Source organism: Pseudoalteromonas sp. A601 (assembly GCF_002165575.1).
Classification (GTDB): Bacteria; Pseudomonadota; Gammaproteobacteria; order Enterobacterales; family Alteromonadaceae; genus Pseudoalteromonas.
This window is the reverse complement of the sequence record NZ_MXQF01000007.1, coordinates 97933-113510: the sequence shown is the minus strand read 5'-3', so window position 1 is coordinate 113510 and position 15578 is coordinate 97933. Positions and strand designations below refer to the sequence as shown.

The window sequence follows — 15578 nt, the reverse complement described above, 5'->3', positions numbered from 1 at the left end:
CATTACTGTTTCAAGGCATTTATACCTATTCAATAATCCACAGCGATTAAATCAATTTAGCTTTAATAGTCCTTACGCGATATCACAATCTCACCACCTAAGTGAATATCGCTGTGCATTAAACTACATGACAAACAAAATGAACGATCTGTTCTAAGTTCATAAGCATCTGCAAAAAAAAGTTTAGCTATTCAGGGGTTAGTAAGTTTGACACGCCATAATACCTTTTAAGTGCAGAACGTCTAAGTTCATTATGCTCTTTATGAACAAAATATTAACAATTCTTTACAACCGCTGCTATACCTATATTGTAAGGTCAATACAGCACGAGGAGAACGCGATGTCACAACTAACCTTAAATCAAAAATTAGCCAGCTTACAGCCATTGGTTGATCTAGCGCTATTCGAATCTAGCTTAGCTTACCGTAACAAAATTTTATGTGTACTTGCCGAGCAAGAGCAAACGCTTAATTCAATTAATAAAGAGTTTGGTCATGCACAACCGGAAGGTTTTGGTAGCGAAAAGAAGTTTGTACTTGGCTACAACTAATTTTGCTTAGCATGATTAACTTTTTTCTAAATTACCCATTAAGTAATATGACAACAACCCAACAGTAGCTTTTTTATATAATTTATAATTAAGCTACTTTTTTAATTTTTACCGATAACTTATCTGCTTTTTTCATTTTTTGCGCTCAATCCCCCCATTAAACCGATAAACTTTGTTGTATATAATCCAAAATTTGCTAAGTTAAGATGCTAATGCCTTATTTGTTTTTAAAGGCTAATTTTTTTATTGGAGCTCTTATGCGCAAATCTCTCATCGCTAGCACTATCGCCAGCGCTTTATTACTCTCAGCTTGTAGTTCACAACACGTTGAAGATTCAACTGAACAAGCAACGCAAGTACAAACAATGAATGTTGATAACGTTTTAATGAAGCCAAGCCCACTGCAATATATGGCGCCAGAGTTTGATAAGTTTGGCACAAAAGATTATGAACCTGTTTTCGATGCCGGTATTGCACAGCAAAAAGCCGAAATCGCTGCTATCGCTAATAATCCAGCACCTGCAACATTCGAAAATACGTTAGTTGAAATGGAATACTCTGGTGAGCTTCTTGATCGTGTCTCAACTGCATTTTATAACTTGTCAGGTTTAATTTCTGATTCAGAATACCAACGCATTGCCGCTAAAATGGCACCTGTATTGTCAGCCCATTCTGATGATATCTTCCTAAATAAAGCATTATTTTCACGTGTTGAAAGTGTGTACAACGATAAAGACAGCTTAAACGCTGAAGATCAACGTTTAGTTGAGTTTTACTACACTAAGTTTATTAATGCAGGTGCAAAGCTAAACGAAACACAAAAAACAAAAATGCGTGAAATTAACGCTGAGCTTGCTAAGCTCTCAACCGCATTTTCACAAAATGTATTAAAGTCGTTCAAAGAAGACGTTGTACTAGTAACAGACAAAAGCGAACTTGCTGGTTTATCTGAAGGTGAAATTGAAAGCCTAGCCGCTGCTGCGAAAAAAGCAGGCAAAGAAGGCTACATGATCACCCTTGTGAACACGACACAACAGCCTATTTTAAGCAGTCTTGAAAACCGCAAGCTTCGTGAGCGTATTTTTAAAGCGTCTGCAACACGTGCACAAAACACTAACGGCCCTATCATCATTAAAGAAACCAACTTACGTGCACAAAAAGCGGAGTTACTCGGTTATAAAGATTGGGCGTCATATGTAATGACCACGCGTATGGCTAAAACTACCGAGAACGTTTACGGTATTTTAGATGATCTAGCACCAAAAGCCGTAAATAAAGCAAAAGCTGAAGCTGCTGAGATTCAAAAGGTAATTGATGCATCAGGCGAAACATTTGCAGTGCAACCATGGGATTGGGCATTTTATTCTGAAAAAGTACGTCAAGCAAAGTACGACCTAGATCCTGCATTAGTAAAACCTTATTTTGAAATGCAATCAGTGATCCATAACGGTTTATTCTTCGCAATGGAAAAACTTTACGGTATTACGTTTAAAGAACGTAAAGACCTACCGCTTTACCACGAAGATGTAATGGCGTTTGAAGTATTTAATGCCGATGGCAGCGCAATTGGCTTGTTCTATATGGACCCATATGCACGTGAAGGTAAGCGTGGCGGAGCATGGATGAGCTCATACGTTGGTCAAAGTGGCTTAAAAGGCACCAAACCTGTTATTTATAATGCGCAAAATATTCCTAAGCCTGCAGAAGGTCAGCCAACCTTAATGACCTTCTCTGAAGTAACCACTATGTTCCATGAGTTTGGTCATGCAGCACACGGTTTGTTCTCAGATGTTAAATACCCAAGCCTTGCCGGTACTGCAACAGCACGTGACTTTGTTGAGTTTCCTTCTCAAGCACATGAAGATTGGAATATTGAACCAACAGTCCTTGCTAACTACGCTAAACACTACAAAACGGGTGAGCCAATTCCAAAAGAGCTACTGGATAAAGTACTTGAGTCACAAAACTTCAATCAAGGTTTTGGCACAACTGAATACTTAGCTGCTGCATTACTTGATATGGAATGGCACTCATTTGGTTCTGATATGAATATCAGCGACGTTCAAAAGTTTGAACACGAAGCACTAGAAAAACACGGTATTGCCTATTACCCAGTACCGCCACGCTATAAGTCTTGCTACTTTAGTCATACTTTTGCCGGTGGTTACTCAGCGGGGTACTACGCTTACCTTTGGACTGAAGTATTTGCAGCCGATGCATTTGCCCACATGACAGAGCAAGGTGGCCTTACTCGTGAAAACGGTGATAACTTCCGTAAAGAAATTTTATCAAAAGGTAACAGCCGCGACTTAATGCAAAGCTACATTGAGTTCCGTGGTCAAAAGCCAACTACAGACGCATTACTTAAGCGCCGTGGTTTAGTAGAATAATAACTACTTAATTTTAGTAATAAAGCCCGCACACTGTTGCGGGCTTTTTGTTATAGTAAGGCTTTAAACTTACTGATGTAATACCATGACCTACCTGTTAGCTACCACCCTACTTTGGGCTTTTTCATTTAGTTTAATCGGCGTGTACTTGGCAGCCCAAGTTGATGCATGGTTTAGCGTGCTAATGCGTGTAGCTCTAGCGACATTGGTATTTCTACCATTTTTAAAATTTAAAACCGTCCCCAAAGTTGTCATTGCTAAGCTTATGCTTATTGGTGCAATACAACTGGGTGCCATGTATAGCTTTTATTACCATTCGTTTTTATACCTTAGCGTACCCGAAGTATTACTCTTTACTGTAATGACACCTTTATACATCGCACTGTTGAACGATGTAATTGAACGCCGGTTTAATCCCCAATATTTGCTGGTTGCATTAATTGCTATAGCAGGAGCAATTGCGATTCGTTATGAAGGTGTTGATGAAAACTTTATTTTGGGCTTATTATTGGTTCAAGCTGCAAACTTATGTTTTGCCACCGGGCAAGTCACCTACAAACGCTTAATGGCTGGTAGTGAGCTACCACAACGTACCGTGTTTGGCTGGTTTTTCGTTGGCGCACTGATTGTTGCATGTGTATGTTTTGCTTTATTTGGTGATACCAGTAAGCTTCCCACCACCAGCACTCAATGGGGAATTCTTATTTACTTAGGGACAATTGCCTCTGGCTTTGGTTATTTTGCATGGAATAAGGGCGCAACTCAGGTTAACGTCGGTGGCCTAGCAGTGATGAATAATTTACTCATTCCCGCCGGTATTTTGGTTAACGTTATTATTTGGAATCGCGAAGCTGACCTTGTAAAACTCAGTGTTGGCGGTGCGATTATTATCTCAGCTCTATTATTGAATCAATACCTTAATAGAAATGCCACAAATAAAGCCTAGACTGTCATTAATGAGTAGTGAGGGTTTTATGAAATTACTGATTTGTACATCATTGATAATATTGCTGAGTGCTTGTAGCCAAACACCCCAAAGTAAAAATATTCAAGTGGGCTCTCGGCCTTATTATCTCATTAACGATCTGCCAGCCAGTGAGCTAAAAACACAACTACAGGCATGTAGCGAAGGCCCTTTTTACAAAACAGACTTTTCCATTGGTCACCGTGGTGCGCCAATGCAATATCCTGAGCATACTAAAGAGTCTTATATCGCAGCAGCGCGAATGGGCGCGGGTGTTTTGGAGTGTGATGTAGCCTTTACCAAAGATAAAGAGCTTGTGTGTCGCCACTCTCAATGTGATTTACATACCACCACCAATATTTTAGCCGTACCTGAACTTGCCGCCAAATGTACCGTGCCATTTAAGCCAGCTCAAAACGGCCAACCGGCTCAAGCAAAATGCTGCACCAGCGATATTACTCTCGCTGAGTTTTTAACGTTAAAAGGTAAAATGGACGGCGCGAACCCCAAAGCCACCACAGTCGCTGAATATTTAAATGGTACGCCGAGTTGGCGCACTGATTTATACGCAAGTAATGGCACATTAATGAGCCATAAACAAAGCATTACCCTATTCAAGCAGCTGGATGTAAAAATGACGCCAGAGCTTAAGTCGCCGCAAGTAACCATGCCATTTAATGGCTTTACTCGAGCCCATTATGCACAAAAGATGCTTAATGAATACTCAGCGCAAAACGTGCCAAGTGACCACGTTTTTCCACAATCATTTAACCTTGATGACGTAAAATATTGGATAAACAATAACCCTGAGTTTGCAAACAACAGTGTGTACTTAGATGGTCGCGACGAAACAGCTAATTTTAACCCAAACAACCCTGCGACGTGGCAACCGAGTATGGCAGAGCTTTATGATGACGGCATACGTATTCTTGCACCACCTATTTGGATGCTGTTAGCGCTTGATGACAACAAACAGATTGTGCCGTCCTCTTACGCTACTTCCGCTAAAGCCGCAGGGCTTAAACTTATAGCATGGAGCCTTGAACGCTCTGGCCCGCTAAATAGCGGTGGAGGTTATTACTATCAATCAATTAAACAAGCAATTGATCGCGATGGCGACATGATGAAGGTGGTTGATGTGCTCGCCCAAAAAGTTGGCGTAATGGCCATATTTTCAGACTGGCCCGCAACGGTAAGTTATTATGCCAGTTGCATGAATATGGCAAACAGTGAGTAATCCTTTTTGCTTTGTTATGATAGGCCATATTCTTTAGTATAAGGCTCACTATGATTATTCAGCACCAAAGCCATGATATCGAAACGGCAACGGGTACTATGCGTACCAGTGTTTATCGCCCTCAAGCGGATGGACAGTACCCGGCTATAATTTTTTACTCTGAGATTTTCCAACAAACCGCTCCCATTGCACGCAGCGCAGCTATTTTAGCCGGTCACGGTTTTGTAGTATTCGTACCAGAAGTGTTTCATGAGTTAAACCCTATTGGGACTGTACTTGCTTACGACGACGAAGGTAAAGACAAAGGCAATGCGGATAAATGGGCAAAACCACTTGAATCCCATGACAGCGATACTCAAGCATTAATAGATTTTGCACAAACACAACACTATTGTACTGGCTCAGTGGGTGCGATGGGTGTCTGTATTGGTGGGCATTTAGCTTACAGAGCGGCACTAAACCCAGCAATTAAAGCTGCATTTTGCTTATATGCTACAGATATTCATAGCGATACCCTGCCCGCAGAAATTGGCAATAATTCGTTCGAACGTATGGCAGATATCCAAGGTGAAATTCACTTTATTTGGGGGAAGCAAGACCCGCATGTACCACAAGAAGGCCGCGCTAAAATCTATCAGCAAGCTGTAACAACGGGCATTAACTACCAATGGCAAGAGGTAAATGCACAGCATGCGTTTATGCGAGACGAAGGCGAGCGCTACGACCCTGCATTAGCGATTGCCATGTATCAGCAAGCAGTGGCACTGTTCAGTCGTACTTTATAAGCTTATTTTAAGCAACTGGCTGCTGCGTTAGTTACTTTTAAGCATACCCAAAGCGGTGTGCTTTTTTACAAAGTAATTTTTAAGGTAATCAATAAATAGACGCAACTTCTTCGACCCAGCACCGCCAGGCGGAAATACGCCATAGAGCTCGATGTCTTTACTTTTGTAATCATCCAATACAATTTCTAGCAAACCGGCTTGCACTTTAGGCCACGCATCATAAAGAGGAATACGTCCGATACCGTGCCCAGCTTCAACAAACGCAGTACGTGCTGCGGCGTTATTCGTGCTTAACCCACCTTGCATAATCAAACTGTATTTTTTGCCCTCTTTTTGCAATGTCAGTGATTTACTCCCTAACTGATACACCACCCATTTATGCGCTTTAAGTTGCTCAGGGGTTTTAGGCTTACCAAAGTGAGCAAAGTAATCTGGCGAGCCACAAATACAAGTACTCATCACTGTTAGCTTAGTTGCTTGTAAATTGGAATCATTAAGAGCTACACCACGAATCGCAAAATCAAACCCATGCTTTATAATATCAACAACTTCATCACTTAACTGTAAGTCGATATCGATTTTCGGGTATTGGCGTTTAAAGTCGTTAATGGCCGGTACTATCAATTGCATACCAACATTTACAGGGCAGCTTATTTTTAATAACCCCTGAGGCTCATTTTTAATGTTTTCTATCTGTTGGTTTGCAGCATTTGCTTGCTCTGTAATAACCCTGCAACGTTCATAGTAGGCAATACCCGCCTCTGTTAACGCCATGGTCCGTGTAGAGCGATTTAGTAAACTCACTTCAAGCTGGGTTTCTAATTTTTTTAAGTGATAGCTCGCCACTGCACGGGTTAAACCTAACTGTTTTGCAGCTGCTGTTAAGCTACCTTGCTCAACAATTTGTGCAAACACTACCATACTTTTTAATTGTTCAAATGAAACTTTCATGGTCTCTCCAACTTTAAACGCACTTATTGTATCAATTTATAAATCAATAAAGTTAAATTTATCATCGTTGTTTAAACTAACCTTGGCGCATATAGTAATTAACAGATTAAAATTCATTTCATCAGAAGGAATATCGTTATGGCTAAAAAAATACTTATGGTTCTTACTTCACATGCTGATTTAGGCAACACAGGTGAAAAAACAGGTTTTTGGGTAGAAGAATTCGCAGCCCCTTATTATGCTTTCATCGATGCGGGTGCAGAAGTAACTTTGGCATCACCTGACGGTGGTCAGCCACCGATTGATCCGACAAGTACACTAGCCGACTTTGAAACGGATGCCACTAAACGTTATGACAACGACAGTGCAGCAAAGACATTGATGGCTAATACCAAAATTTTAAGCGAAGTAAACGCCAGCGATTTTGATGCAGTATTTTACCCAGGCGGCCATGGCCCACTATGGGATTTAGTTGATAATGCTGACTCAATAAACTTAATTGAAAACTTTATTCAGCAACAAAAACCCGTTGCCGCGGTTTGCCATGCGAGTGCTGCATTTTTAAATATTAAAGACACAGACGGAAATGCATTAGTTGCAGGTAAAAAAGTAACAGGCTTTAGTAATACAGAGGAAGCCGCAGTACAACTTACTGACATTGTGCCATTTCTAGTTGAAGACGAGCTAATCAAAAAAGGTGGCGATTATCAAAAAACCGATAACTGGGGCGTACTTGCACTAGAAGACGGGCTTGTGATCACCGGTCAAAACCCAGCAAGTTCTGAGCTTGCCGCTAAAAAGCTACTAACCAAATTAGGTTAACTATTGATTTTAAAGCCTTGCCTAGGGTCTGTTTATCTTTCGAGGTTGATTTTGCAGCAGTGCGTTTGGTTTTTAGGCAAGGCAGAGCCTACGTAGTGTGGTTATTCCCCATAAATAGGCGATAACGCAGCATAAATGCCAAACGCGCGCTGCCCTTCGGGTTCTTCCTAAGTGCGATTAACTCTTTGTTGCTCGATTTTTACTTAGCCCACTAGGTTACAAATCTCGCGCCGCGATTAAATCGCACCTAGGTTGAACAAATTTTAATCCTGAAAGGTCAACAGACCCTAGTGCAAGGCTTTTCATTTAAGCATCAAGATAGGTATACTCACCCAAACCCATTTTCAATTAAGCTAAGTATGCCAACCAAAAAAAGCTCTTTGAGCGTCCCTCCTTTATCCAGTAAGCGCTTTACACTTATTGGCATCATTTTACTATGTACTGCATTACAAGTTTTTAATAGCTTACCGGGTGTTAATTTAAATGGCTTAGGTATATACCCGCGCAGCCTTAGTGGTTTAACTGGAATTTTTTTCGCACCGTTTTTACACGGCGGTTGGGCTCACTTAATAAGTAATTTAATTCCCTTTGCTGTGCTTGGTTGGTTGGTTTGCCAATACAGTGTTAAGCGGTTTTGGTTGGTGTTTATTTTCACAGCCCTCGCTGGTGGATTGTTAGTTTGGTTATTTGGCCGTAGCAATATTCATGTTGGACTTAGTGGCGTATTGTATGGTTTGTGGGGCTTTTTAATTTGTTACGGCTTCATGCATCGCTCATTTAAAGCCATGGCAATAAGCGTTGTAGTGGTATTTTTATATAGTGGTTTAATCTGGGGCGTATTACCGCAGCGACCCCACGTGTCTTTTGAGAGTCATTTTTTTGGGGCTATTGCCGGTATAGTGATTGGTTATTATCTAGCAAAAAAAGATAAGAAAACGAGGCTCTAGCGAGTTGGCGAGTTGGCGAGTTGAAAATCAAGTATCAATTCGCATCGTCAACTGTAAGTTTTTCTATCTGTGCTTTTTCATTGTCAGTCAACGCTTGATACCAGCGTGGGTAAGACCAACCATAACCCCATCTAAATGATGTTGGTAAATAAGGACTGCCACCTACTCTAACACCTGCGAGCATAAGCTGAGCTATTTGCGGTTCGCCGACGGCATGTACACATTCTCGTAGCTCTTTATCTGCTTCAAGTCTTTCATTATACGTACCGCCTTGCCAATAACTATAGTCATGATCAGTACAGCACCCTAGCCAAAGTTCATTCTGTTTAAATGTACCATCAGGAAAAGAACTACAGCCATCTGATGTAAAAGGCTTAATGTTTTCAGCATTTACTTTCATACACGCTAGGCATGCCACCATTGATAACAATAAATGTATCGATTTACTCAATTTTAAGATCTCAAGGTTAATGTAATAAGTATCACTGCATGGTCCGTGCTTTGGTCATCTCGCTCAAACACGGGGTTAACCAAATGCCTATCGTAGGTATAATAATCACTTACTGAAAAGAAGCTATCGTCGTAACTTGCATCAAACTCACAAGATAACAATATATAATCAAGTACTGAGCTGCTTGCACCAAAATAATGTGTGGGAGTGCGCTTAAGCACAGTTGTAGCTTCTTGTTTTGCTTGTTCAGTACAATCGGTTTGCGCCTTTACGAATAGCTGCCACGCATCATTTAAGCAATATTTTTCAAGGTAGGTTTTGCTATCAAATGCTGGAGCAAAACGTAGTGAGCTGGTGAGCAAATGACTAAGTACGCCATCGGTTAGATTATTATTAAAGTCCCCCATTAGCAGCATTGGGTTTTGAGTGGCCTCGCGGCGCTTGATCATTTCAAGCATTAATAAGGTGGCTTCACTCCCTCGCTGGACAGTTGATGCCCAACCACCTGCGATATCCGCCTTCAAATGTTCAATAATATTCTTTTCAGGTGTTGTAACTTTGCATTCTGCAACTTCTATCATCGAACGTTTAGATTTAAGATGGACCACATAACAATCACTTAAACCTATATGTGGCAGCTCAATTGTCGCTCTAAGCACTTGGCGGCTAAATGTAAATGAATCAGCCAAGCCAAGAGCTTGCGCAAGTTCAACATCATGTTCTATGGCAGCCACAGCAACAATTGGGTCTCGAGAGGCAATAGCCACCACAGGGCGCTTATATATAAAATCATCTATCACCTCTGGCTCATCAACTACTGCGAAATATTCATAGCCAAGGCCACTTAATAATAGTTTGAGGGACTCAATACTAAATACTTCTTGAAAGCCAATTACATCTGGTCGATATTCAGTTAAATAATCCGTTATCCAACGCTGCTTTTTGGTCCACTGCTGCGCACTATAAATACGCTCAAATTCATAAAATGCATTAGGCGGCTCAAGGTAATTAAACAGATTAAAGGTAGCAATTTTAAGTTGCGTGTTTTTTATCAAAATTTGCTCAGTTGAGTATTAAGGATTGGTTTTTTATGATGAAGCACAACTTTACTTCCCTTGGTCTTAATGATCAACTAGGATGGAGTATTCGTAATAGCATCTATACCTTGATTTAAGTAACCAACGTTTGAGGAGTTTTGATGAGTAACAACGACGACTATACGCCCCCAGCAGTTTGGCAATGGGATGCAGAAAGTGGCGGTGAATGGGCTAAAATAAATAGGCCAATAGCAGGTGCAACCCACCAGCAAGACTTACCCGTTGGTGAGCATCCGCTTCAGCTGTACTCTTTAGCGACTCCCAATGGCCAAAAAGTCACTATTATGCTCGAAGAGCTGTTAGAGCTTGGTATTAGTGAAGCTGAGTATGATGCATTTTTAATTAAAATTAGTGATGGTGATCAGTTCGGATCTGGCTTTGTCGGTGTTAACCCTAATTCTAAAATACCCGCCTTAATGGATCACTCCACCAATCCAGTTACACGTGTGTTTGAGTCAGGTGCGATTTTACAATACTTAGCTGAAAAATTTGATGTCTTGATCCCAAGCGATCACACCAGTAAAACTGAATGTCGTAATTGGTTGTTTTGGCAAATGGGTTCTGCCCCCTATTTAGGCGGTGGATTTGGCCACTTTTACGCTTATGCGCCGGTCAAAATGCAATACCCTATTGACCGTTTTACCATGGAGGTTAAGCGTCAACTAGATGTTCTTAATCGTCATTTAAGTGACCATGATTATATGGCAGGTAGTGAGTATTCAATTGCCGATATTGCTATTTGGCCGTGGTACGGCAATTTAGTGATAAACAATTCATATGAAGCTGCTGAATTTTTAGATGTTGAGTCTTATACACATGTAGTTCGCTGGGCTAAACAAATTGAGCGACGCCCAGCGGTAAAACGCGGCAAAAGAGTTAATCGCGTTTGGGGCCCTGAAGAAGAGCAATTAGCAGAACGCCATAACACTAATGACTTTAGTTAGCTTCTAGGAAATTACTCGCAGCGTTTGATTATGTTGCGAGTATAATTATACAAACTCAATTTCCCTTCCTCATTTTTACAAATTTAGGTTTATTACACTTGCTTACAAAACTAAGATTGTAAAAACCACTTAATTGTTAATAATATATTTACAAAATTTATCGACGATTAAATTTAAATGGAACTTACAATGCTCAAGCCTTTATTAGCCACTACAGTATTACTTCTAGCGCCACTTGCTTTTGCTAGTCAGCAATTAACTATAAAAACCACAAAAGGATTAATTACAACAGACTCACCAATTGTGTTTGCTTATAATGACGAGCTGCAACAGCTTGCGAAGGTTGATTTAGCAAATAACCAAAACCAGATGCTTACTTTACCTAAAAATTTAATTGGCTTTGATACTGCCACGCTGGCAAATACTTTAAACCCTCAAGCGCTTGTTTTAACCACTGATGGCGTCTATCTGAGCGAGCAGAGTAAAAGCACGCCGCTATTTAAATTTGAATCTGTATTAAATCAATTAGAAGTCAGCAAATTTACTAAAGTTAACTTTGTCATTGACGCGAACAATGATGGCCTAAGTGACATTTTATTACCTGATATTGAAACCAATACACTCTACGTTCAAGATCAACAAGGGCAGTTCCACCCTTACGTATTTGCCAAACAAGCACAATTTAAGGGCGATTTTAGATCTAAACGATTTAAATTAGATATTGATATAAGTATTACCCCACAAGTAATTGATGTAAACCAAGATGGCCGCACTGACTTGGTGTTTAGCAATGATAAACAAGCCCAAGTATTGCTAACAAAAGATACAACTTTTGCCGATAAGGTGACTAACATTACCTTTCCTGTAAAATTTGGAAAAATAGAAAACGACAATTTCCACTATATAGATTTAATACATGATATTAATAATGATGGTTTTGTCGATCTTATCACCAAAATTATGCCTGATGCTGATGGCATGGATGCCATGAATGCGACAGTGCACCGCAGCCTTTATATGGGCCTTGCAGGCGGCGGTTTTTCAACACAAGCGATCGTTCTGCCACAAACAAGTATGATAGGTAACTTAAAGTTTGATGAGGACTTTAATAACGATGGCTTAATGGAGTTACAACGATTTAATATCGATTTTGGCTTTGGCACCTTAGCGTCCATGGCCATGGGGGGCGGTGATACTGATGTTGATGTTGAGTTCTCTGTTCATAAGCAGCTTGCAGATGGTACATTTAGCGAAGAACCTAATGCAGACTTTGAGGTGGAAACCCCACTTTCTATGTCTAACGATTCATCATTAAAACCCTTATTTTTAGCTGATATCAACGGTGATAGCAAACTCGACGCCATTTATAAAAGTGGCAGTAAAACACTGTCGGTATACTATGGTAATGATAATTTACTCAGCTCAAAGCGCAAAAAAATCAAACATAAACTCCCTGATAACAACAGCGATATACTTTTAGTCGATATAAACAATGACGATAAGAAAGACTTTGTTTTTAAATTCACCGAAGAAGACGGCACTAGCAGCATTAAAACCGTTATTAATTAACTTAAATTTTGGTTAACTAAAAATAGCCAGATACATAAATGTGTATCTGGCTTAACAACTAAAAATTAATATTGAGCTTTAAATAACCTCGTCTACCGAGTAAATCGTAGGTCATTACATCCGTATTGGCATCATTCCATGATGTTAAAAACGGCGCTTTTTTATCAAAAATATTATCAATTCCGATCGATAAGAAAGTGTTTTGACTAATAAAATAACGCCCTTGAATGTCGTTATAAATAATACTCGGTACTGCACTGCCAATTGGACCACCACCATTAACATCGTCTGCGGTACCAATATAACGCATCGCATAATGTGCCGACCACGTATCAGCTTTGACACTCACGCCTAAGTTAGCGCGCCATTTGGTATAACTGCCCTGATCTTCGGTGATATACCCTAATAGACTTTGCGTATCTTGACCTGCAAACGGGGTTGTTTCGTGCTTTAACAAGCGTGTGGCATCTAATTCAAACTGACTAGTTAAACCAAATAACTCGGTATTGTAGCGCGTGTTGAAATCTATCCCACTGACCTTTTCAAATGCTGCATTTACCGGGCGTTGACTTAAGGAGTTAACTTGACCTGTCACAGGATGACGCGTGAATGTATCGCAGTAAGCGCTATATACATCAGGATCGGTATAACATAATTTGAGCGCATCAGAGCCATTGACTGAGGTAATGGCATCTTCAACTTCGATATCAAAATAATCAACGGTAGTCGATAAGCCTTCAATAGTATTAGACTGCCACACCATACCTAGGGTGAGTGTGTCTGCTGATTCTGGATTTACATCGGGGTTGCCACCAACTGAGGTACGCACTGTTGTACCATCTTGAACAAAATCAGCGGGTAAACCAGCTGCTAAGCAGTTTGTAGCAATATCACCAGTAGCCCCTTCACAAGGATCAATAGTGCGCAGGTTTTCGGCATTTGTACCACCAAATAGCTCCGTGATCATCGGTGTTCTAAAGGCTGTTGATTTAACTCCTCGCAGCATTAAACTATCAACAACTTGCCATGTTAAACCCAATTTATAAGTCATCTTACTGCCAAATGTACTGTAATCTGAGTACCGCGTAGCAACTTGCGCCTCAACACTCTCAAGTACTGGAATTGCAAATTCAATGAAACCTTCTGTAACGGAGTAACTGCCATCAATGGCATCTTCACCGCCATTGGCAAGTACTGTTGAATCCGGGTTACGCCAGCCTTTTTCATCACGCTTTTCAACCCCCGCAGCAAAAGCTAAAGTCCCTGTTGGTAATTCAATAATATCGCCTGATAAATTGAAAGTAAGCGACCTTAATTCATTGCCGCCATTGCCTTCACGGCGATATTTTACATAATCAATTACCTCTGGGCTTAATTCATCAACACCAAACCAATCTCCACAGGGAATAACAGCACCACTTTCATAACTGCAAATACTGTCATCGAGCGTATTGGCCACTTTGCTAATATCTTGATCAAACGTCCAGCCATCAGTGCCTGTATTACGACCATAGTTATAAGCTAGCTGCCAAGTCCAATCATTATTTAAAACCCCATCAAGGCCAACAACAATACGTGTAGTATTGGTTTCTTGGAAAAAGTACGGGGCGCCAAGCTCAACATTACGACGTCGTGTTATTTCTAAATCTTGCCCTGTTGGATTATAAGCAAAGTCTTTTGACACCATGATGCCACTAATACTACGCGGCGTAACAATCTGCTCTGATTGACGATTGCTGTACTGCGCTTCGGTAAATAAATTTAAGTTGTCGGTCAGCTGATAGGTAAAATTAGTCGATAAATTAATACGTTCGCTTGGGTTAACGGCATTTAAGTAACTGATGTAATTAAAACCGTGTTTAGCTGAGTCATAAGCTTCATAGCTATTACCATCACCATTTGGGTCTTGATTAAACTGCACGCTGCTGCCATCTGCTAATAATGCCCGTCCACCAGCGGTTGTCGCACTACCAAAACAATCTAACTGGCTACTACCATCATCATTAATCGTTTCACTTTTAGCGCACTCAATTCGGTCTGACTGCCTGACTGCTTCGGTATTTATATAGCTTGCACTAAAAACAAAATGGCCTCGTTCAAACTCACCACCTATATTAAAACTTAGCTCTTGGCTTTGCCCTTCACCATCATCGGCAGCACCTATTTTAGCGGTGAACTCGGCGCCATCTAGTTGTGTTTTAGTGATGATATTAACCACCCCTGCGACCGCATCAGCGCCATATATAGCTGATGCACCATCTTTAAGAACTTCAACTCGTTCTATAATTGAGGTAGGTATCATATTTACATCAACTGAACTATTTGCCCCTGTACCGCCATTAACTATACGTCGCCCATTGAGTAGAACTAAAGTACGTTTGATCCCCATGCCACGAAGGTTAACTTGAGCCGTGCCATAACCACCACTGGTCCAATAGGCATTAGTAGCATTACCTGCAACTCCCGCAGAAAAAGACATACGCTGTAGTAAGTCTTCCACATTTACTATGCCTGTCTGAGCAATTTGCGCAGCATCAATAACCGTTACCGGGCTGGCACTTTCAAAATCAGTGCGTTTAATGTGTGAGCCAGTAATATTTATGCGTTCAATATTATCGTTTTTATTATTAGCAAATACGTTAAAGTTTATCAGTGCAAGTGAAATGGCAGAAAGTGCCATGAGGTTATTCATAAATATGACCTATTAAAATTTTTATTTTAAAAATAGGCGCTTATGATAAAGATTTTAGGAATATTGAGAATGTGACAAATTGTCGCAGGGGAGAAATCAATCAGCTACAGACCCCCCGAACTGATTAATTTGATGGTTAATTAAGCTTTTACTCAAAATGAGACCGCGTCTTACCTTTT

At 40.5% G+C, this 15578-nt stretch carries 13 protein-coding genes; 9 read left to right on the top strand and 4 right to left on the bottom strand.

Annotated elements, in window-relative coordinates:
* Nucleotides 1-340 precede the first annotated feature (340 nt).
* The 5 genes from B5G52_RS07590 to B5G52_RS07570 all read left to right on the top strand — a co-directional run bounded on the left by B5G52_RS07590 (nt 341) and on the right by B5G52_RS07570 (nt 5926).
* Nucleotides 341-550, top strand: a complete 210-nt coding sequence (locus B5G52_RS07590; RefSeq protein ID WP_087532048.1) for a hypothetical protein — start codon at nt 341-343, stop codon at nt 548-550.
* 257 nt (nt 551-807) lie between these two features.
* On the top strand, nt 808-2940 hold the full coding sequence (locus B5G52_RS07585; RefSeq protein WP_087532047.1) for a M3 family metallopeptidase: 2133 nt from the start codon (nt 808-810) through the stop codon (nt 2938-2940).
* Nucleotides 2941-3025: 85 nt separating this feature from the next.
* Complete coding sequence (locus B5G52_RS07580) at nt 3026-3886, top strand: carboxylate/amino acid/amine transporter (protein WP_087532046.1); 861 nt, start codon at nt 3026-3028, stop codon at nt 3884-3886.
* 28 nt (nt 3887-3914) lie between these two features.
* Nucleotides 3915-5141: a glycerophosphodiester phosphodiesterase family protein gene (locus B5G52_RS07575; RefSeq protein ID WP_087532045.1), complete on the top strand. Its 1227-nt coding sequence runs from the start codon at nt 3915-3917 to the stop codon at nt 5139-5141.
* Nucleotides 5142-5191: 50 nt separating this feature from the next.
* Nucleotides 5192-5926 (top strand): dienelactone hydrolase family protein, encoded by a 735-nt coding sequence (locus B5G52_RS07570; RefSeq protein WP_087532044.1) that lies wholly within the window; start codon nt 5192-5194, stop codon nt 5924-5926.
* 27 nt (nt 5927-5953) lie between these two features.
* Here B5G52_RS07570 and B5G52_RS07565 read toward each other — a convergent pair whose 3' ends face one another.
* Nucleotides 5954-6877, bottom strand: a complete 924-nt coding sequence (locus tag B5G52_RS07565; RefSeq protein ID WP_087532043.1) for a LysR family transcriptional regulator — start codon at nt 6875-6877, stop codon at nt 5954-5956.
* A gap of 138 nt (nt 6878-7015) precedes the next feature.
* On the opposite strand from B5G52_RS07565, the gene B5G52_RS07560 reads away from it, so the two are divergent.
* Both B5G52_RS07560 and B5G52_RS07555 read left to right on the top strand, forming a co-directional pair.
* A complete protein-coding gene (locus B5G52_RS07560) occupies nt 7016-7699 on the top strand; it encodes a type 1 glutamine amidotransferase domain-containing protein (protein ID WP_087532042.1) in 684 nt (227 codons plus the stop codon).
* Nucleotides 7700-8058: 359 nt separating this feature from the next.
* Entirely contained in the window at nt 8059-8646 is a 588-nt protein-coding gene (locus tag B5G52_RS07555) for a rhomboid family intramembrane serine protease (protein ID WP_087532124.1), read from the top strand.
* Between the two features lie 34 nt (nt 8647-8680).
* Here B5G52_RS07555 and B5G52_RS07550 read toward each other — a convergent pair whose 3' ends face one another.
* Both B5G52_RS07550 and B5G52_RS07545 read right to left on the bottom strand, forming a co-directional pair.
* The gene (locus B5G52_RS07550; protein WP_087532123.1) at nt 8681-9067 is read right to left on the bottom strand and encodes a hypothetical protein; all 387 of its coding nucleotides are present in this window, start codon (nt 9065-9067) and stop codon (nt 8681-8683) included.
* 32 nt (nt 9068-9099) lie between these two features.
* Nucleotides 9100-10113, bottom strand: a complete 1014-nt coding sequence (locus tag B5G52_RS07545) for an endonuclease/exonuclease/phosphatase family protein (protein WP_087532122.1) — start codon at nt 10111-10113, stop codon at nt 9100-9102.
* Nucleotides 10114-10295: 182 nt separating this feature from the next.
* On the opposite strand from B5G52_RS07545, the gene yghU reads away from it, so the two are divergent.
* Nucleotides 10296-11138, top strand: coding sequence for a glutathione-dependent disulfide-bond oxidoreductase (gene yghU / locus B5G52_RS07540; protein ID WP_087532041.1), 843 nt, complete (start codon nt 10296-10298; stop codon nt 11136-11138).
* Between the two features lie 189 nt (nt 11139-11327).
* The gene (locus B5G52_RS07535; protein ID WP_087532040.1) at nt 11328-12707 is read left to right on the top strand and encodes a VCBS repeat-containing protein; all 1380 of its coding nucleotides are present in this window, start codon (nt 11328-11330) and stop codon (nt 12705-12707) included.
* A 58-nt stretch (nt 12708-12765) separates the two neighbouring features.
* Here B5G52_RS07535 and B5G52_RS07530 read toward each other — a convergent pair whose 3' ends face one another.
* On the bottom strand, nt 12766-15399 hold the full coding sequence (locus tag B5G52_RS07530) for a TonB-dependent receptor (RefSeq protein ID WP_087532039.1): 2634 nt from the start codon (nt 15397-15399) through the stop codon (nt 12766-12768).
* Nucleotides 15400-15578 lie beyond the last annotated feature (179 nt).